This is a genomic window from Mycobacterium decipiens (assembly GCF_963853665.1).
Taxonomy (GTDB): Bacteria; Actinomycetota; Actinomycetes; order Mycobacteriales; family Mycobacteriaceae; genus Mycobacterium; species Mycobacterium decipiens.
The window spans coordinates 3,252,321-3,269,410 of record NZ_OY970459.1 but is presented as its reverse complement, the minus strand read 5'-3'; the positions used below and the strand labels follow the sequence as shown (position 1 = coordinate 3,269,410).

Sequence of the window (17,090 nt, the reverse complement as noted above, 5' to 3'; positions counted from 1 at the left end):
CCCGGGAATCGCAATGAGCGCTGACCGCGAAGCATTGACCGGCTGCGCGTATCCGTCCTCGGCAAACGACGCAGAGTCGCAGTCCGGGGGAGCATTCGGCGGGCACCAGCCCGTGGCCCGCGGCGCACAGCCGCCGTCTGGCGACGGTGAGCGCGGAGGTGGACGGTAACCCCGAAAGGTCGATTCCCGTAGAAATCCGCGCACGAAAGGTTTCGTCGTCGGCGTAGCTGGCTGTGAGTAGCTTCAAAGCGACGGTTCGGCCCCTATCGGTGTCGTACGCCTCGTACACCTCGCCCATGCCGCCCTTGCCCAGCAGGCGTCGAACTTCGTACTTGCCAAACGTCCCGCCGACGAGCGATTCCATGGCGTGCCCTGCCCTTCTTCGCTGTGGTCAGTATCCGCGGCACCAGGAAGCCTTGTCTTCAGTGGGCTTGATCCAGCGGACGTGAAACCGGTCAGCACTCGCAGGCGAGGCCGTCGTTATCGCGGTCCTGCTTGGGACAGTACGCGGGGTCATCGGTAGGGATGTTGCATCTGCCATGTGCCTTGGCGTCGGTGCAGTTGCGATAGACGCAGCTTCCGGATGAACTCATCTCGGTGCAATTGGCTTCGGTCGGTTCTGCGTTTCCCGCTGGTGCGACACCGACGGCGAAACCCCAAGTAGCGGTCGTGAGTGCTGCCGCGGCCAATAGTGCACGAATCATCGTTGATCCGCTCCTTACCAGGAGGCCTGACCCGTGTCGCGGAGTGTACGCCGGGTCCGCTTGATCGCACAATGGCTATTGGCGCCTAACCCCGCTGCGCGTACGCGATCGCCTCCTCGGTGGACAAAACAGCACCTTCGGCCCATGCGGTATCAAAACCGTTCTGCCCCAATGATTTCCGAATCAAGGCCAGCATCGCGTCATAGCCGGTTTGATACATCGGAAACCGGACATGCCCCATCCGCTGTCGGATGCTGTCCGCTGCGCCCGACAGCCGCGCCGCGTGCGAGTGCTTGTCACCATGGGCCGCCAGAGCCGCAAGACATTCCAAGGTGTCGGCCACCCCGAGATGTCCCCGGGTGCGGGCGGCGACCGTCAGGGCATTGTGGGCGTCGCGCTCGGCCTGTTCCGGCTCATCCTGCGCGATCTCGACAAAGGCACGCACGGTCAGCGCGACCATGTGGTGCCAACCCGGGACAACCGCGACGGTGTCGTCTGCCCAATGCCGGGCGGCGGCCAGATCACCGCCCGCCAACGCCGCCTCGGCCATCGGGGTGACGCTTCTGGTGAGGGCTTCGCGCAGGGGGTGAGTATGTTTCCAAGCCATGTCACACGCCTGCCTGGCCGCGGCGGCGTCGCCACCGGCCAAAGCGGCTCGCGCGAGAACCGCGTTCACCGTGTCTGCGGAGAACCCGCCCATGGCCTCGGAGACCGCCAGGGCGGCCTGCGCAGCGGCGTGCGCAGCGTCCGCGTGCCCCTGATAGGAGAGCACCGCGGCGTGACCAACATGACCAAAGACCGTCATGGTGTGGTCGGCGGCTTCTTCCGCCTCGTCGGCCAGGGCGCCGAGAACGCGGCTAGCGTGCGCGAGATCTCCCTGCATCATCAGTGCGGATCCCAGCCAGGCCCGGCAGTCCCGCGAGAAGAACCGGTCGCCCAGCGCGTCGGCGAGGTCAAGACCTGCCCGGGCGGCCGCGCCTGCTTCGATCGGTGCACCGGCGAAAGAGCCCGCGGTCGCCTGATAGCTGAAGATTTGGCACAGACTCCACCGATCATCGGCCGCGCGGACCAGATCGATCGCTTCAGCGAAGTAGGGCTGTGACGCCTCGGCGCTGTAGGAGGCGAGCATTCCACAAGCGATCAGGGCTCGGGCGATCAGTGCCGGGTCGTCGAGCTTGCGCGCGATGGCCAGCGCCTCCTGTGTTTGGCCTAGGTCCGCCGGAACTCCCATCCACGCGGCGAGGATGGTGCGCTGTGCCACCGCGCGTGCCCATAGCGCCGGCGCCATCTCCGGGTGACGCCCGTCGGTCAGGACGGCGCCCAACCCGGCCAGTGCCTCCAGCACTCGACCGCCCCGTAACCACAGCGGCCGCAGCGACAAAATTAGCCGTAGGGCTGTCTCGAGGTCGGAGTTCGCAAGGCTGCACGCAAATGCGGCCCGCAGATTGTCGATCTCGGTCCGTGCCCAGTCCAGCAGCTGCTCGTCGCGCGAGTGGCCGTGTGATTCCAGCTCCGCGGCGGTGGCCGTGTAGTGGTCCCGATGCCGGGTGCGCACCTCGTCGGCTTCACCGGACTCGTCCAGCTTTTCCTGCGCGTATTGACGCACCGTCTCCAGCAGCCGGTATCGCATACCGGTGCGGGTGTCGTCGGCGACCACCAGTGACTTGTCCACCAAGAGGCTCAGTTGATCTAGCAGCTGGTAGCGCTCCACCTCGCTGCTGGCGCCGACCGCTTGGGCGGCGTCGAGATCAAACCCGCCGGCGAACACCGCGAGTCGGCGGAACAAGACCTGCTCGGGTTCGGTGAGCAGCGCATGGGACCAATCCACCGACGCACGCAGCGTCTGCTGGCGCTCTACCGCGGTGCGCGCGCCGCCGGTGAGCAACCGGAACCGGTCGTGCAGGCTGCCCACGATCTGCGATAGCGACAGCGCCCGAACACGTGCTGCGGCAAGCTCGATCGCCAACGGCATGCCGTCGAGGCGCTGGCAGATCTCTTCCACCAGCGCAAGGTTGTCCGCGCCGACAACGAAATCCGGCCGGGCGTGCCGGGCGCGGTCGATGAACAGCTCGACGGCCTCGTCGGCCGGAGACAGCGACGGCACCCGCCACGTCAACTCACCGGGCACTCCAATCGGCGCACGGCTGGTGGCCAGGATCGTCAACCGCGGGCAGGCCTTGAGCAGCTTGGCGACCAGGCTTCCGCACGCATCAAGTAGGTGCTCGCAGTTGTTGAGCAGCAGCAAGATCCTTCTGTCGGCGATGAACCGCAGCAGGGTGTCGGTGGGGGAGCGTCCGGGCTGATCGGGCAGTCCCAACGTGCGTGCGATGGTCACGGGTACCACAACTGGATCGGTGATCGGAGCCAGTCCGATGAACCACACCCCATCGGGGAACTCGCTGCTGAGTTGCGAAGCGACTTCGACCCCAAGCCGCGTCTTACCCGCACCCCCGGTTCCGGTCAGGGTGACCAGCCGATTGCCCGCGACGATCGGACGCAGCTCCGCGAGCTCGGATTGTCGCCCGACAAAGCTCGTCAACTGAGTCGGAAGATTATGCAACGCACCAACATTGCGAACGCGAAGGGGCGGGAACTCGTTGCGCAGGTCGGGATGGCACAACTGCACCACCCGTTCCGGGCGTGGCAGATCACGCAGCGGGTAGGTGCCCAGTTCGGTGAGCCAAACATCGCCGGGTAGGTGATCGACGACCAGCTGTTCGGTGGCGCCGGAAAGGACTGTCTGGCCGCCGTGGGCGAGATCGCGCAGTCGCGCGGCCCGGTTGATGGTGGGGCCGGCGTAGTTGGCCTCGTCGCGCAGCTGGATCTCGCCGGTGTGCACCCCGATGCGCAGTCGGATCGGGGTCAGCGGGGCGCGCTGCAACGCCAGCGCGCACGCCACCGCCGTACTGGCACGCGCGAAGGCGGCCACGAAGCTGTCGCCTTCGCCCTGCTCGAGCGGGCGCACGCCCTCATGAGCGGCAATGGTGTCGTTCACGGTCTGGTTCAGCCGCGCCAGCGCGGCGGTCATCTGCTCGGGCTGGGTTTCCCACAGCCGCGTCGAGCCCTCGACGTCGGCTAGCAGCAGCGTTACCGTTCCGGTCGGCAGCAACTCACTCAAGCCCAACTCGCTCCAGTCAGCGGCGGCATTTCCGCGTGTTGGCTCATGGTAGCCACCACCACGGAAAACTTGCCGGTTACCACAACCAGTCTCTTGTCGAGTCCAGGGCGCAGGTGAAACCGATCAACACCGGCGGACGCTGGCCGCTGGGCCGGTACTAGCCGAAAGAAACCTCACAATAACGGAATTGGGCCATGCCATTGTGACTAAACGCAGGGTGGCCGACTGGCCCGCTACCCTGTAGCGGGCAGCAATTCAGTGCATAAGCAACGAAATGATCTAGTCGGAGACTTAGCCCCACATGACCAAGAGAACTAAAGAACAGCTTTGGCAGCAGCGCACTGAGTGGCCACTCGCCATGGTCGCGGTCGCTTTCCTGGTCATGTACTCGGTGGAAGTGCTCTATCAGCCACAGGGTGACGAGGCGCGCATCTTGTGGGCGGCGACCTGGATCACCTGGAGCCTATTCGTCGTCGACTACGTGGTTCGTTTGATCCTGGCGCCCAACCGCTGGCATTGGTTCGTCCGTCACCTGTTCGACTTGCTCATTGTTGCGCTTCCCCTCATGCGACCGCTGCGGCTCCTGCGGTTGGTCGTCCTGGTCGGAGCGTTGCAGAAGGCCGTCGGCAATGCCGTTCGCGGCCGCATCCTCATCTACACCATCTCGGGTGTGTCCCTGCTGATCTACGTGACATCGCTGGCCATCCTCGATCAGGAGCGCGACCAACCGGGGGCCAACATCACCTCCTTCGGAAAGGCCGTGTGGTGGGCCATCACGACCGTAACCACGGTCGGCTATGGCGACCTGTATCCGATAACTTTCACCGGGCGAGTAATTGCGGTATTGCTGATGATTGGCGGGATCAGTCTCATCGGTGTGGTCACCGCGTCCTTGGCGTCGTGGATTGTGCAGCGGGTAGCGGAAACCGATTCCGCGAATCGGGCCGCCACAGCCGCCCAGATCGACGAGCTTCGGACCGAAGTTCGAACATTGGCCGAGCAATTGCAGGACGACGATTCCAACGGAGTTGGCTGAGCTTAGGGAAGTTTCGGTACTAGACCAGTTGAGCAAACGCGGTCACGACCATGAGCACCAGCACCGCCATTCCGACGATGTAGACCTGGCGGCGGGGAGTGATTCGTACCGGAAGCGGGCGGTGCCCAAGGGTTCGTTGGCGTTGCAGCGCGATTACATAGCTGCACGACGCCGCGGCGGCGGCCAGGCCGGCCGGGATCAGCTCAACCGGGCTGTCGGCACCGTGCGTATCCTTGATGGTCAGCAGCACGCCGTTGACCAGCAACGCAAACGCCGTCCGGGTCCAGGCCAGCGTTGTCCGCTCCGCCTGTAGTCCGCGATCGCTTGCCGCCGTCGACTGGTTCACCCGGCAACCGCCTTGGCGATCACCAATGCGAGCGCAACAACCCCGACCACGCACAGTCCGACCGCGAGGTATCCCGGTGTGGGGTGACGGGGCAATGGCAGGTTGCGGCGCATGGCGCGATCCGCCTGCTGCCAGCGCAGAAGACCCATTCCGCTGGTGAGGATCGCCAGGGCCGCGAGCACCACGCCGAGCACGCGGCGCGCGCCGGGGATCGTCAGCTCCGGGACGAGCTGCACCAGCGCGACCGCCGCGGCGAGCAGGCCCAGAGCGGTGCGCTGCCAGGCCAGGAAGGTCCGCTCGTTGGCCAGGGTGAACCGGTAGTCGGGTTCGACCTCGGTCGTAGTGTTGTTGGGGTCATCAGCCACGCGGCAACCTCGCAGCTCGTATCGGTGGTATCGGGGACAGGCGATTCGACGTCGGCCGAGTGTAGCCAACTTTGTGGCCTACCAGAAGCGGCCGCTCAAGCCCGGGTCAGCGGGAACGCGTCACGCTTGGGGTCGGTCGCGTTCGCGTTCAACGCAACTGAGGTCAGCGACGCGCCGACCCGGTCAGGGATTTTCCATTGGCCGCCTGGAGCAGGCAAATGACGGTGCTCGGGGTGGGGTTGGCCCCGGTGCGGTCCTGATTCGAGTCGATCAGATACGTCACGGAGTACGGGCTGCTATCGACGGGTTGCCCCGTGTAGGGGGCGAATCCGGCAGCGCAATCGTGATTGGCGACGGTTGCGATGGCGGTATCGACTGCCATGGGAGCGCGCAGGTACACCTCGGCCAAATGCGCTGTCCCGCAGTCGACAATCGTGACGGTTATCCGGCTGAGATCGGCCGGTGGCAGGTCGGCCACGCAATCGCCGACTTGAAGGTCAATCCACTTTTCGGTCCGCGCGCCCTGCGCAGCGGTGACGGTCGTCGCGGGTGCGGTCGTCGGCTGCACGTTCGTCGAGGCGGTGCCGGTATGAGCACCGTTGCTGGCACAGGCCGCCAGCACGGTGACCACCGATAAACCACACCACACCTGCCGGCTTTGAATCCGCATCGAAGCCTCCTCATCGCATCGGCTCGCGGGCGAGTCTAGGCATCCGGAGGCTGGCGAGGAAGCACCTTCGCGCATGTCACGGCAGTCCTGGCGAATCGCGCGCCGTCCGCAGCCCCACCAGCGTTTCGAGTTAGCCGGTCGGCGCCCAATCAAGGGCGACGCAGGGCTGGTCACCGACCACCCACGCGTCGTGGCCCCGTTCCGCGGCAAATGCCTGATGCGGACCAACCTCGATCTCGAGCCCCTCGCGGCTGCGCACAGCCATACGTCCGCTTAAGACGTAGCCGACGTGGTGCTCGGAGGCACCACCCGTCATCGGTGCGACATGGGCCGACCACCTCCAGCCGGGCCGGTAGGTGCCATGCCCCACGACCGCGCCCAACAAGTCCATGGCGACGCGCACGCTGCCATCGAGGAACTCAACAGCCCTATCGGGTTGCCCGATCGCCTTCACCTCTGCGCCGATATGTCCGTGTGTCACGGATTGTGAGCCTACGAAGCCCAGCGCAGATTCGCGTGTCTGCACCCGAGGCTGGGCCCGGTTAGGCGAACGCCGGCGGCACGGTGTTGGTCAGTGCCGGGCCCGGCTTTTCCGACGACATCGACAGCAGACCACGCAGGCAGCGCGTGGCCAGCAGCCAGTTGGCCGGCTTCCTCATGTCCAGGCCACCGAGGAGGTGCTTGATCATGCTGAGTCGGTCGAAGTAGATGCGTTCGCATATCAGCGTTTCCGTGTCGTCGAAGACGAAGTACGCGGTCATTCGGACACGGAATCTGCTGCCGGTGGGCGGAAGCTTGCCCAGGTAGCCCCGGTAGCGGGGGTGCGGGAACGTCGACAACACCTCGTCCCGGTCATGGCGGACCTCATTATGGAAGTGCTTAGCACAAGCTTCTGCCGAGCTGCCAGTACGTCGGGGGAGGGAAACGCCGGATGGTCACGATGGTTCCTATGCTCGATGGCTTTGGCAGCAAACCTACGATCCGCGCCCCGCGCCGCTCCAGCGCCCGGCGATCCTGCGCACCTACGCTATGGGGCACCGGCCTAGTTCGAGTGGGGATGTAGATGATTGCTGCGCCACCGTTTGTTGCTCAGATTCGGCAACGCCTGTCGGAAGCGCATCACGTCCTGCGGGCCGCGGTCCGACTGCGGGTACAAGCTGAAGCGCTTGCCGGCCATCTCAAGCGGGGCGACAGTCTCCTCGATGTTGGATGCGGGACCGGGCATCTCTCGGTGTGTGTCCGGCAGATGTATGGGGTACAGCCAAGTGGGGTGGACGTCAAGGATTTCCGGCAGGCTCAGGTCCCTTTCCGGCAGTTTGACGGCACGTCAATTCCATTTCCCCACAATGCATTTGATCACGTTGTACTTAGTGAGGTACTTCATCACAGCCATGACCCGATGGCGTTGATCAAAGAATGTCACCGAGTCGCGCGTCGCAGCGTTATCGTGTTCGAGGACATGCCAGACGGGCGCCTCGGCAAGCTAATCCTCTTCCTCCACATCGAATTGTTTGCGCGCTACTACCGCTACCCATTCCGGCCGGCACCCGTCGGCACCCACCGGTTCGCCTTGGAGTGGCTGGGCGACAACGCTTCTTGTGTCGCGCGAATCCCGCAGCGGCCCGAATGGTTTACCCCATATCCGCGAGTCTTGCTTGTCTACCAGGTTGGCGCGGAGCAAACACGCGGTCAGCGGTAGGCCTAAAGCCGCTGCAGCGAGAAGGGGTAGCTATTGGTCCCCTCTGGTGCGCCGCCGCAACCCGCGTCGAACGTGGAGTCCACCGAACCGGCTAGCGTCACCGCATCCCAGGAGTAGACGTCGTGGGAGGGCAGGAAGTACACCACGCAGCGCACACCATCGGGCACGTCGACGGCCATCGTGTAGCGGCCGTTGGTCAGCCAGGCATCTCCGTCATAGGGAGCCGCTTGCCCGTTGGGTTGCGGTATCGCTTGCAGGTGGACACATCCTGGCGCATCCGGATTGCATGGTCGAATCGTCCAAATCCATTGGTGGCCGGGATCCCTGTTCGTCTGGAGCAGATAGTTGCCAATTAGCATGTCCCCCTGGGCAACTGGTGAAAGCGTCAACGTAGCGGCCGTAACCGCGGTGCTTGCTACCAGGCCTAGTGCGAACGTCTTCATTTCAGGCCACCGTAAGCTCCTCGCGCAGCATGACCTCCTTGGCGGTCTGTTCGCCGGAGCGAATGGCGCCGTCGATCCAGCCGCACATCTTGGCCGAGCTCTCGGTGCCGGCCCAGTGGATGCGCCCACACGGCCTGCGCAACGCATGACCGAACTCGGTGAGCACACCGGGCGGCGCGTGGCTGAGCATCCCGCCCCCGGAGTAGGGCTCGCGGCTCCAGTTCTGCTCGACGTAGTCGAGCGGCTTGCTGGCCTTGGGCCCGAACCGTTCCACCAGGGCGTTGAGGACTGCCTGACGGCGCCCGTCTTTGTCGAGGCGTTCGTATTGCCGTGCGATAGGGCCCTCGATGATCACACACAGGATGCCCGGGGTGCCGGTGTCGGTGCACGCGTCGATGGTGACCGTTGCCAGCGAGCCTGGCGCTGCGCTTTGGCCGCATAGACCATCGGCTCGCCAGAACGGCTCGTCGTAGACGATCGAGATCTTGACAATCGCGCCGGTCGGCATCCTCTGGTGCAGAAATGACCGATCGGTGGGAAGCATTGGCTGATAGATGATTTGGCTTGCGATCGCAAGCGGAACAGTGACGATGGCGCGACGCGCCCGGATGCTGTCGCGTTCGGACCGTACGGTTACTCCGTCGGCGTCCTGCGTGATGGACCGGACCGGCCGCGATAGTTGGATCGCGTCGCCGAGTTCGGCGGCCATCGGCTGGTAGATCGCGCCCATCCCGCCGATGATCCGGGCGTCTTGGGACGCGCCTTTGCCGCCCAGCACGAAGCTCGGGCCGCCGGCCGATCCCATTTGGTATAGGACGAACAGCATCGACACCTCGGCGGCCGCGGACGTGTAGCAGCCCGAGATCGCCGTATCGAGCAGATCGTGTGCCGCCCTGGACTTGACGTTCTTGTCCAGCCATTGGGCCAACGTGATGCGGTCCCACTTCTGGGCCTTCTTCGCCTCCCAGGGCGCTTCCAGCGGGACCGACTTGCACATCTGGCCCAGTTCAAGGAAGGCCGCACCCAGATTCAGCGACGCCCACGGGCTCATGGTCCACGGAATCGTGCCTTCGTAACGGTACTGCTTGCCGTCGACAACCAGCATGGCTTCGCCGTCGTGGTACTGCTTGAAGGTCTTGACGCCGAATTCGTGCATCAGCGCATAGACCCGGTCCTGGGTCGGTCCGACCCAGGCGCCACCCTTGTCGATCCACGACCCGTCGTCGCGCGCCACGGTGAAGGTCCGGCCGCCAACCCGGTCCCGTGCCTCCAGCACTGTCACCGAGTGGCCGGCCTGCTTGACTCGAAGCGCCGCGGTCAGACCCGCAAAGCCGCCACCTACAACGCAGACGTCGACGTCGGCCATGGTGACAGGCCTACCGGCAAACGGTTGAGCAGTCAACGCTCGGCCATCATGTCCAGGTGACCGGCAGCGTCTTAATTCCGTGAATGAACTGCGACAGCAGGCGTGCGGGCTCCTCGGTCGCGACGATGTCGGGCATCTCACGGCGCAGCTCGTCGAACACCACCCTGATTTCCCGCCGCGCCAGATTCGCGCCGAGGCAGAAATGGGCGCCGCCGCCGCCGAAGCCGAAATGCGGATTGGGGTTGCGTGCCACGTCGAAGGTCCACGGGTCGGCGAACTTTGCCTCGTCCCGGTTGGCCGAGCAGTACCACAGGGAGACCTTGTCTCCGGTGGCCATCTTGGTGCCACGCAGCTCGATGTCTTGGGTCAGGGTGCGGCGCATATAGACCACCGGGGAGGCCCACCGCACGATCTCCTCGACCGCGCTGGGCGCCAGGCCGTCGAAGTCAGACCACCACCTATCCCGTTGCTCGGGATACCGGGACAATGCCAGCACGCCGTGGCTGATCGCGTTGCGCGTTGTCTCGTTGCCGGCCACCACCAGCAAGATGAAGAACGAGGCGATCTCCGACGACGACAGCCGCTCGCCGTCGACCTCGGCTTCCACCAGGCTGCTCGTCAGATCGTCGTGGTGGTTGACCCGGCGGTCTTCGGCCAGTGCCGTGGCATAGGCGCCGATGTCCATCGACACCTGGATGAACTCGTCGAAATCGGTGGCCAGATCCGGGTCGCCGAAGCCGAGAATCACGTTGGTCCAGTGGAAAATCCGCTGATGGTCCTCGTCGGGAATCCCCATCATGTCGCAAATAATCTGCAATGGCAGTGGCCCGGCGAGTTCGCTGACCAGATCGGCCTGCCGGTCGGGATGGTTGGCGATCATGGATGCGACCAGTCGGTGGGCCCGCTTGCGCACAGCTGCCTCGATGCGGGCGACCACCTTCGGGGTGAAGGCTCTGCTGACGATCGAGCGCAGCCGCTGATGGCGCGGATCGTCCAGCACGATCATCGAGCCGAAGTACTCGGACACCTCTTGGGCCTGCTCGTTGATGGTGATGTTGGGGCTGGAACTGAAGATGTCCGGATGACGGCTGGCGTAGAAGACGTCGTCGTGGGTGGTGAGCGCCCAATGCCCGTTGCCTGACCTGAACCCGGACATATGGACCTCGGGCCAGAACGAGATCGGCGACTCGCGGCGCAAGGTGGCGAAGGCACCGTCGCGAATATCGTCGTCGAGCCCCCAGAAATCCAGTGAGCCCAGTTCAATATCGGCAAGTGGAACCTGCGGCGGAGCCGTCCCATTCACCCGAGTCGCAATCGCCGTCTTGAGGCCCATCTAGACCCTCCCGTCCCGCTTCGCCCTTGAAGGGTGCTACTGGCGAGCCTAGACCGTTGACGGCACCCGGCCCGCTCGTCACCGGGGCGGCGGCGCGCCAGTCGGGCTGGTTGGCGTGCGGGTCAGGCCCGTTTTCGTGTATGAACAAACGGTTCTGCCGGGCTGCCCGGCCGCTGTCGCATCTTTCACCACGTCGCCATCGACCAGGATTCTGCAGGCTATCGTGCCGTCGCCCTGTGCGCTGAGAACGAGCACTTCACCCTCGTAGCCAGTGAATTGCGTCGACCATGGCAATGTCACGTTGGCCTCTTGCCGCTGACCGCCGCGAGTTTGGTACGAGAGGTATTCGGCGATGCCGGAGCTGCCGCTCACCTCGTAGCGAACCTGCGGCGGATCGTTCGTTGCGTGCGCCATACCGCCGGTTATCACACCGCATGTGGCCGCGAACCCGATACAGATAGCAACCAGGATCGAGGGGCCGCGCAGCTGCTTGCGCGGGGTTGGCTCGGCGTTCACTGGACTGGTCATGGTATTCATCGTGACACCAGGAAGACGGCCGGCGGGGGCTTTTTCGGTCCTTAGCTAGCAGCTGTGCGTGGTAGCCCGATCGCGAACATGGTCACCAGCGCAACCAGCTGAATAGCGACCACCACTGCGACGAGCGTGCCGGTGGAGATGTCGTACAGCCAGCCAAGGAGCGCGCCGCCGGCCGCGGTCGCGGCGCCCAGCCCGGCGGCGAACATGCCGTAGGCGCTGGCCCGTCGCGGGCCGGCGACCAAGTCGGCGACCACCCCGCGTAGCGTGGACTCCTGTATTCCGACCGCCGCGCCCCATAGCAACGCGCCAATAACCACCATCGCGACGTTGCCGGCAAAGGCGAACAGCACCACCATCATCGATAGAATCGGCAGGGCGGCAAGGGTTTTCGCGCCGAACCTGTCATAGGTCCAGCCTGAGGCCAACGCTGCCAGCGCATCCGCGGCCATGGCGGCCGCATAGATCACCGGCACCGCCGCGGCGGTCAGTGCGCCGTGGGTGACCATGTGAAACGACAGCAATCCGAACGTGGCAAAGCCGGTCATGGTGATCGAGGTGAACCCGCAGTACAGCCAGAACTTCGCCGGCAGCGCCCAGAGGAGCCGCGCCGAAGGATTGTCGGAGTCAGCGGGATAGTCTTCGTAGCGCTCCGGGCGGGGCACCCGAAACTGCAGCCACACCAGCAGAGCCAGCGTGGCCGCTCCGGGTAGGGCCAGCACACCGAGCGCGGGCGCATAGTCGTTCCCGGTGATCGCGAGCATCCCGGCAACGGCGAGCGGGCCGATCACCGCCCCGACCTGGTCCAGAGCCTCGTGCACGGCGAAACCGCGGCCTCGGCCGGTCACGCTGGTCGCATGCGACAGCAGGGTGTCCTTGGCGGGGCTGCGCACCGCCTTCCCGACCCGTTCGGCGATGACCAGCGCGCACGCCAACCACAGGACGCCCGCGATGCCGAGCAGCGGAACCGTTATCACGGTCAGTGCGTAGCCGCCGGTGGTCCAGGCCCAAAACCGTCGGGTGCGATCGGCCATCGGCCCGGACACCAGCCGCAGACCCAGCGCGGCGGCCTCGCCGACTCCGGTGACCACCCCGACCACCAGGCCGGTCGCTCCCAGCGCGGCCAGCAGCGGCCCGGTGATCGATCGGGCACCTTCGTACACGACGTCGGCCAGCAGGCTGACCACGCCGAATACCGTGACGAACCGCCACGCGCTCAACGCCGGACGGGCGGAGTCGGTGCGGCTCAACGCGACATCACCGTTCGCACCCAACAGATGCTAGGTGCCTGCCGCCGCCACGTTTAGGGTGAAGCCGGGATTGCTGAGTGGGAGGTTGCTGGGGTGATGGCCGAACTCATTTCACAACATGGCGCAGGGCGGGTTCCAAAACGGGTAGTTGTCTGGGGTACCGGCTTCGTGGGCAAGATGGTGATCACCGAGATCGTCAAGCATCCGCTGTTCGAGTTGGTCGGTGTAGGCGTCAGCAACCCCGCCAAGGTCGGCCGCGACGTCGGCGACATCTGTGGGTTGGCCGAACCGGTAGGCATCACCGCCACCGACGACGTCGAGGCCCTGATCGCGCTGGAACCCGATGCTTTGGTGCACTACGGCCCGACAGCCATGCACGCAACGGACAATATCTCGCTGATCACCCGCTTCCTGCGGGCCGGTATCGACGTGTGTTCGACCGCGATGACACCGTGGGTCTGGCCGACGATGCACCTCAACCCGCCGCAGTGGATCGAGCCCATCACGGCAGCCTGCGAGTTGGGGGAGTCGTCCTGCTTCACCACCGGTATCGACCCCGGATTCGCCAACGACCTGTTTCCGATGACTCTGATGGGCCTGTGTTCGGAGGTACGGCGGGTGCGTGCGTCGGAATTGCTGGACTACACCAACTACGAGGGCGACTACGAAAAGGAGATGGGTATCGGTCGCGAGCCCGAGTTCAGCCCGATGCTGGAAAACCGCGACGTGTTGATCTTCGCGTGGGGCGCCACCGTCCCGATGATCGCCCACGCCGCCGGCATTCTTCTCGACGAGATCACCACCACCTGGGACAAATGGGTGACGCCCACCGAGCGCAGCAGCGCGAAGGGTGTCATCAAGTCCGGACACGTCGCTGCGGTCCGGTTCACCATTAATGGGATCTATCAGGGCGAGACGCGAATCCAGCTCGAACACGTCAACCGGATCGGCCACGACGCCGCCCCCGACTGGCCGTCGGGCACCGACGACGACGTTTATCGGGTGGACATCGAAGGCACCCCGAGCATCTCGTCCGAAACCGCATTCCGGTTCACCGACGGTTCGGGCCGGGATGCGGCCACGGCCGGGTGCTTGGCCACCGGGATGCGGGCGCTCAACGCGGTCCCGGCGGTCAACGACTTGCCGCCGGGCTGGGTTACCGCGCTGGACCTGCCTTTGATCGCCGGCGCGGGCACCATTCGCTGACCGGCCGGATATTGCGGCAAGTGTCGACATGCAGCCCACGCATAGCCGGCGTAGAGATTGGCTATAGGTATACCCGAAACAATTCGAGCTAGGCGGGTGCGGCGAGCCGCCGGACACGGGGATTGGATCACATGGCAGAAGGGGCGAGGCCGGCACTGGGCTTGTCGATCGGTGCCACCAATCTGGCTGCCGTGACTGCCGGTCAATCCATCACGCGTAAACCCGTATTGACGCTGTATCGGCAGCGCCCGCCCGAGGTCGGTGTGCCGTCGGAGAACCCGAGGCTGGACGAGCCTGGCCTGGTGATCACCGACTTCGTGGACCGGGTGGGCGATCCGATCGGAATCGTGGCCGCCGACGGCTCGGTGCACCGCAGCGAGGCGCTGGTCGCCGATGCATTGCGGGCGCTCGCCTACACGGCCACCGGCGGTCGCCCGCTACCCGAAGGTGTCGCGGTAACCTATCCCGCCCACTGGGCGTCAGCTGCGGTGGACGCGTTGGGTGTCGCGCTGCGCCGAGTGTCGGAGTGGTCGCACGGGGCCTCGGACAAGGCGGCGCCACTGTCGCTGATCCCTGACTCCGCGGCCGCGTTGTACGCGGTGCGGGCGAACCCGGGCATACCGGCCCGCGGGATCATCGCGGTGTGCGATTTCGGTGGCAGCGGGACCAGCATCACCGTGGTCGACGCCGCAGACGAGTATCGGCCGGTGGCCGCTACGGTGCGCCATCACGATTTCTCCGGGGATCTGATCGATCAGTCGCTGTTGAGCTACGTCATGTCCGAACTGCCGAGCACGGGGTCGTTCGATCCGTCCGGCACCTCGGCGATCGGGTCGCTGACCAGGCTGCGGACGGCCTGCCGCAAGGCCAAGGAGCAGCTCTCGTCGACCACCGTGACCACGCTGACCGACGAGTTGCCCGGGATGCACGGCGACATCCGGCTCACCAGGAACGAACTCGAGGACGCGATCCGCGCCTCGCTGGACGACTTGGGTAAGGCCTTGGAACATGCATTGGCGCGCCGCGAAATCCGCGTGGCGGATTTGGCTGCGATCGTCTCCGTGGGCGGCGGAGCAAACATCCCGGCGGTCACCACGACGCTGTCCGGACGCTTTTGTGTACCGGTGGTCACGACGCCTCGCCCGCAATTGACGGCCGCTATCGGCGGCGCGTTGCGGGCGGCACGCGGACCGGGCGACACCAGCCCAACGGTGCTGACCCCGGCCGCGTCGGCAACCGTGGCCGCGCCGGCGGCGCCGGCGCAGGAATCGGTCCCAACGGCAATGGCCGGCTCGCCGGTATCGGGCCTACCGCCCGCTTTGGCCTGGTCAGAGGCCGACGACGACTCCCAAATTCTGCCGGTCGGCACGGGCTTCACGGCGGCCCGCCCGCAGCTGACATTCGACCACGATGCCCACCCGGAGCCGGAGCCCAAGTCCCCGGCGATCCCGTGGTATCGCCTGCCGGCGGTGATCATCATCAGCGCGACGGTGGCGGTGTTGCTGGTGGGCACCGCTGTGGCCATCGCGTTGTCCTCGGGCGACAAACCGACGGCACCGGGGCAGCAGCAGGAGCCAAGGGTGACCACCACCCCGGCACCGCCCGCTGCCCCGGCGCCCACATCCGATGCCCCAGCACCAGAACCCGCACCGGCGCCGCAAGCGCCGGCTACCGGTGAGCCCGCGCCGCCGGCCCAGCCCCCGCCCCGGCCGCCGCAGGCAACGAATGCACCGCCCACCACGACTGACGTCACGAGCCCGCCACCGACGCCCACGACGACGCCAGTCACCACCCAGCCGCCGCTGACCACCACGCCACCGGCGACCACCCAGCCGCCCGCGCCTACTTCCCCCAGTCCGCCGCTGATCCCGCCGATCCCGCCGATTCCGCCGATTCCGGACATACCGCAGATCCCCGGGGTTGGCTCAGTCCCCGGGATGCCCCAGTTTCCCGGGATCGGGCAGTGAGTTCAATTTCGGGTAGCTGACACCGGTGAGCTGCTCGGAGACCTCCCATAGCCGGGTGCCGTCAGCGTCGTTGCGGGCTCGTGCGGGCACCTTGGCCTCTCGCACGCCGCCGCCGGCGACCTCGTAGAAGCCGCGTGGGCCATAGAACACGCCACCCTCGGCTTGCGGCGTGGCGGCTGCGTACAGCGCGGGCAGGATCCCTTCTTCGATCTCCTGCCAGAGGAAGGGCGCCAAACGCCAGGACGTCTTGTACAGGCGCTCCATCGGTGCCGGCTTGTCGCGGCCGTGGGACGGTCCGGCGACCTGCAGGTTGGTCTTGGTCAAGCCGGGATGCGCGGCGTTGGAAACGACGCCCCAGCCGGCCGCGCGGCTGCGGCGGTCCAGCTCACGGGCGAACATCAAGACCGCCAGCTTCGACTGGCCGTAGGCCGTCATCGGGGCGTACGACTTCTCGAACTGCAGGTCGTCGAAGTGGATGCGGCCGCGGCGGGCCGCCAGGCTGCTCAACGAGACGACGCGCGCGCGTCGCGTCGCCCGCAACAGCGGCAGCACGTGCGCGGTCAGCGCGAAGTGTCCGAGATGGTTACTGCCGAACTGCAACTCGAAGCCGTCGGCAGTGGTATCGCGTTCCGGTGGGGTCATGACACCTGCGTTGTTGACCAGGATGTCGATCGGACGCCCGTCGGCGTTGAGTTGTTCACCCAAAGCGGCGACCGACGCCAGTGACGACAGGTCGAGGGCCTTGATGGTCAGCTTCGCATCGGGAACCGTCGTGCGGATTTTCTCGATCGCCGCCTCGCCCTTGGCGCGATTACGGATCGCCATGACGACGTCGGCGCCGGCCGCCGACAGCCGCCGGGCCAATCCGAATCCCAGACCGCTGTTGGCGCCGGTGATGATTGCCAGTTTCCCGGATAGATCGGGCACCGTGGCGACGAGATCGTTGGCCATGCAGATCACTCCTTTCCGGTGGTTCAGACCGCGGGCCTGGACTGGCCTCGTCCCAGTGTGCTCTTTGCCTCGCCGTCGGCGTATCCGACCGGCATTCTGGTC

At 65.8% G+C, this 17,090-nt stretch carries 16 protein-coding genes and 2 pseudogenes; 4 read left to right on the top strand and 14 right to left on the bottom strand.

The genetic code is table 11. The features are described 5' to 3' along the window. Positions 1-180 precede the first annotated feature (180 nt). The 3 genes and pseudogenes from AADZ55_RS14365 to AADZ55_RS14355 form a co-directional block, all read right to left on the bottom strand. A pseudogene (locus AADZ55_RS14365) lies at positions 181-364 on the bottom strand (serine/threonine protein kinase); the annotation flags it as partial. 91 nt (positions 365-455) lie between these two features. Next, positions 456-593: an excalibur calcium-binding domain-containing protein gene (locus AADZ55_RS14360; protein WP_341286312.1), complete on the bottom strand. Its 138-nt coding sequence runs from the start codon at positions 591-593 to the stop codon at positions 456-458. Positions 594-789: 196 nt separating this feature from the next. Next, a complete protein-coding gene (locus tag AADZ55_RS14355) occupies positions 790-3,822 on the bottom strand; it encodes an ATP-binding protein (RefSeq protein WP_119184920.1) in 3,033 nt (1,010 codons plus the stop codon). Between the two features lie 301 nt (positions 3,823-4,123). Between AADZ55_RS14355 and AADZ55_RS14350 the strand changes: the two genes are divergently transcribed. Continuing rightward, positions 4,124-4,858, top strand: a complete 735-nt coding sequence (locus AADZ55_RS14350; RefSeq protein WP_085324341.1) for a potassium channel family protein — start codon at positions 4,124-4,126, stop codon at positions 4,856-4,858. Between the two features lie 19 nt (positions 4,859-4,877). On the opposite strand, the gene AADZ55_RS14345 is transcribed toward AADZ55_RS14350, so the two are convergent. The 5 genes and pseudogenes from AADZ55_RS14345 to AADZ55_RS14325 all read right to left on the bottom strand — a co-directional run bounded on the left by AADZ55_RS14345 (position 4,878) and on the right by AADZ55_RS14325 (position 7,197). After that, entirely contained in the window at positions 4,878-5,204 is a 327-nt protein-coding gene (locus tag AADZ55_RS14345; protein WP_085324340.1) for a DUF202 domain-containing protein, read from the bottom strand. Next, on the bottom strand, positions 5,201-5,569 hold the full coding sequence (locus AADZ55_RS14340) for a YidH family protein (RefSeq protein ID WP_085324339.1): 369 nt from the start codon (positions 5,567-5,569) through the stop codon (positions 5,201-5,203). Before AADZ55_RS14340 ends, AADZ55_RS14345 begins: the two co-directional genes overlap by 4 nt. A 163-nt stretch (positions 5,570-5,732) precedes the next feature. After that, a complete protein-coding gene (locus AADZ55_RS14335) occupies positions 5,733-6,239 on the bottom strand; it encodes a hypothetical protein (protein ID WP_085324338.1) in 507 nt (168 codons plus the stop codon). 130 nt (positions 6,240-6,369) lie between these two features. Next, the gene (locus AADZ55_RS14330; RefSeq protein WP_085324386.1) at positions 6,370-6,720 is read right to left on the bottom strand and encodes a hypothetical protein; all 351 of its coding nucleotides are present in this window, start codon (positions 6,718-6,720) and stop codon (positions 6,370-6,372) included. Between the two features lie 61 nt (positions 6,721-6,781). Further along, a pseudogene (locus tag AADZ55_RS14325) lies at positions 6,782-7,197 on the bottom strand (hypothetical protein). Positions 7,198-7,302: 105 nt separating this feature from the next. On the opposite strand from AADZ55_RS14325, the gene AADZ55_RS14320 reads away from it, so the two are divergent. Continuing rightward, positions 7,303-7,938 carry a class I SAM-dependent methyltransferase gene (locus tag AADZ55_RS14320; RefSeq protein ID WP_085324337.1) on the top strand — a complete coding sequence of 212 codons (636 nt, stop codon included), beginning with the start codon at positions 7,303-7,305 and terminating at the stop codon, positions 7,936-7,938. Between the two features lie 2 nt (positions 7,939-7,940). Here the strand turns inward: AADZ55_RS14320 and AADZ55_RS14315 are convergent, their stop codons facing one another. The 5 genes from AADZ55_RS14315 to AADZ55_RS14295 all read right to left on the bottom strand — a co-directional run bounded on the left by AADZ55_RS14315 (position 7,941) and on the right by AADZ55_RS14295 (position 12,888). Beyond that, a complete protein-coding gene (locus AADZ55_RS14315; RefSeq protein WP_085324336.1) occupies positions 7,941-8,381 on the bottom strand; it encodes a hypothetical protein in 441 nt (146 codons plus the stop codon). A gap of 1 nt (position 8,382) precedes the next feature. Beyond that, positions 8,383-9,747 (bottom strand): flavin monoamine oxidase family protein, encoded by a 1,365-nt coding sequence (locus tag AADZ55_RS14310; protein ID WP_085324335.1) that lies wholly within the window; start codon positions 9,745-9,747, stop codon positions 8,383-8,385. Positions 9,748-9,793: 46 nt separating this feature from the next. Next, on the bottom strand, positions 9,794-11,080 hold the full coding sequence (locus AADZ55_RS14305) for a cytochrome P450 (RefSeq protein ID WP_085324334.1): 1,287 nt from the start codon (positions 11,078-11,080) through the stop codon (positions 9,794-9,796). Between the two features lie 78 nt (positions 11,081-11,158). Continuing rightward, a complete protein-coding gene (locus tag AADZ55_RS14300) occupies positions 11,159-11,608 on the bottom strand; it encodes an MmpS family transport accessory protein (protein WP_085324385.1) in 450 nt (149 codons plus the stop codon). Between the two features lie 50 nt (positions 11,609-11,658). Beyond that, positions 11,659-12,888 carry an MFS transporter gene (locus AADZ55_RS14295; protein WP_085324333.1) on the bottom strand — a complete coding sequence of 410 codons (1,230 nt, stop codon included), beginning with the start codon at positions 12,886-12,888 and terminating at the stop codon, positions 11,659-11,661. Positions 12,889-12,960: 72 nt separating this feature from the next. On the opposite strand from AADZ55_RS14295, the gene AADZ55_RS14290 reads away from it, so the two are divergent. Together AADZ55_RS14290 and AADZ55_RS14285 are read left to right on the top strand one after the other, a co-directional pair. After that, positions 12,961-14,070, top strand: a complete 1,110-nt coding sequence (locus AADZ55_RS14290; RefSeq protein WP_119184919.1) for a dihydrodipicolinate reductase — start codon at positions 12,961-12,963, stop codon at positions 14,068-14,070. 131 nt (positions 14,071-14,201) lie between these two features. After that, positions 14,202-16,037 carry an Hsp70 family protein gene (locus tag AADZ55_RS14285; RefSeq protein ID WP_207569046.1) on the top strand — a complete coding sequence of 612 codons (1,836 nt, stop codon included), beginning with the start codon at positions 14,202-14,204 and terminating at the stop codon, positions 16,035-16,037. Here AADZ55_RS14285 and AADZ55_RS14280 read toward each other — a convergent pair. Continuing rightward, on the bottom strand, positions 15,996-16,988 hold the full coding sequence (locus tag AADZ55_RS14280; RefSeq protein ID WP_085324332.1) for an SDR family oxidoreductase: 993 nt from the start codon (positions 16,986-16,988) through the stop codon (positions 15,996-15,998). The genes AADZ55_RS14285 and AADZ55_RS14280 overlap by 42 nt on opposite strands. Positions 16,989-17,090 lie beyond the last annotated feature (102 nt).

What these genes read in the sequence shown, in the direction of transcription:
- AADZ55_RS14360 (WP_341286312.1), bottom strand. Translation starts at nt 593, where the DNA reads ATGAGTTCATCCGGAAGCTGCGTCTATCGCAACTGCACCGACGCCAAG.
- AADZ55_RS14350 (WP_085324341.1), top strand. Translation starts at nt 4,124, where the DNA reads ATGACCAAGAGAACTAAAGAACAGCTTTGGCAGCAGCGCACTGAGTGG.
- AADZ55_RS14335 (WP_085324338.1), bottom strand. Translation starts at nt 6,239, where the DNA reads ATGCGGATTCAAAGCCGGCAGGTGTGGTGTGGTTTATCGGTGGTCACC.
- AADZ55_RS14320 (WP_085324337.1), top strand. Translation starts at nt 7,303, where the DNA reads ATGATTGCTGCGCCACCGTTTGTTGCTCAGATTCGGCAACGCCTGTCG.
- AADZ55_RS14315 (WP_085324336.1), bottom strand. Translation starts at nt 8,381, where the DNA reads ATGAAGACGTTCGCACTAGGCCTGGTAGCAAGCACCGCGGTTACGGCC.
- AADZ55_RS14310 (WP_085324335.1), bottom strand. Translation starts at nt 9,747, where the DNA reads ATGGCCGACGTCGACGTCTGCGTTGTAGGTGGCGGCTTTGCGGGTCTG.
- AADZ55_RS14305 (WP_085324334.1), bottom strand. Translation starts at nt 11,080, where the DNA reads ATGGGCCTCAAGACGGCGATTGCGACTCGGGTGAATGGGACGGCTCCG.
- AADZ55_RS14300 (WP_085324385.1), bottom strand. Translation starts at nt 11,608, where the DNA reads ATGACCAGTCCAGTGAACGCCGAGCCAACCCCGCGCAAGCAGCTGCGC.
- AADZ55_RS14290 (WP_119184919.1), top strand. Translation starts at nt 12,961, where the DNA reads ATGGCCGAACTCATTTCACAACATGGCGCAGGGCGGGTTCCAAAACGG.
- AADZ55_RS14285 (WP_207569046.1), top strand. Translation starts at nt 14,202, where the DNA reads ATGGCAGAAGGGGCGAGGCCGGCACTGGGCTTGTCGATCGGTGCCACC.
- AADZ55_RS14280 (WP_085324332.1), bottom strand. Translation starts at nt 16,988, where the DNA reads ATGGCCAACGATCTCGTCGCCACGGTGCCCGATCTATCCGGGAAACTG.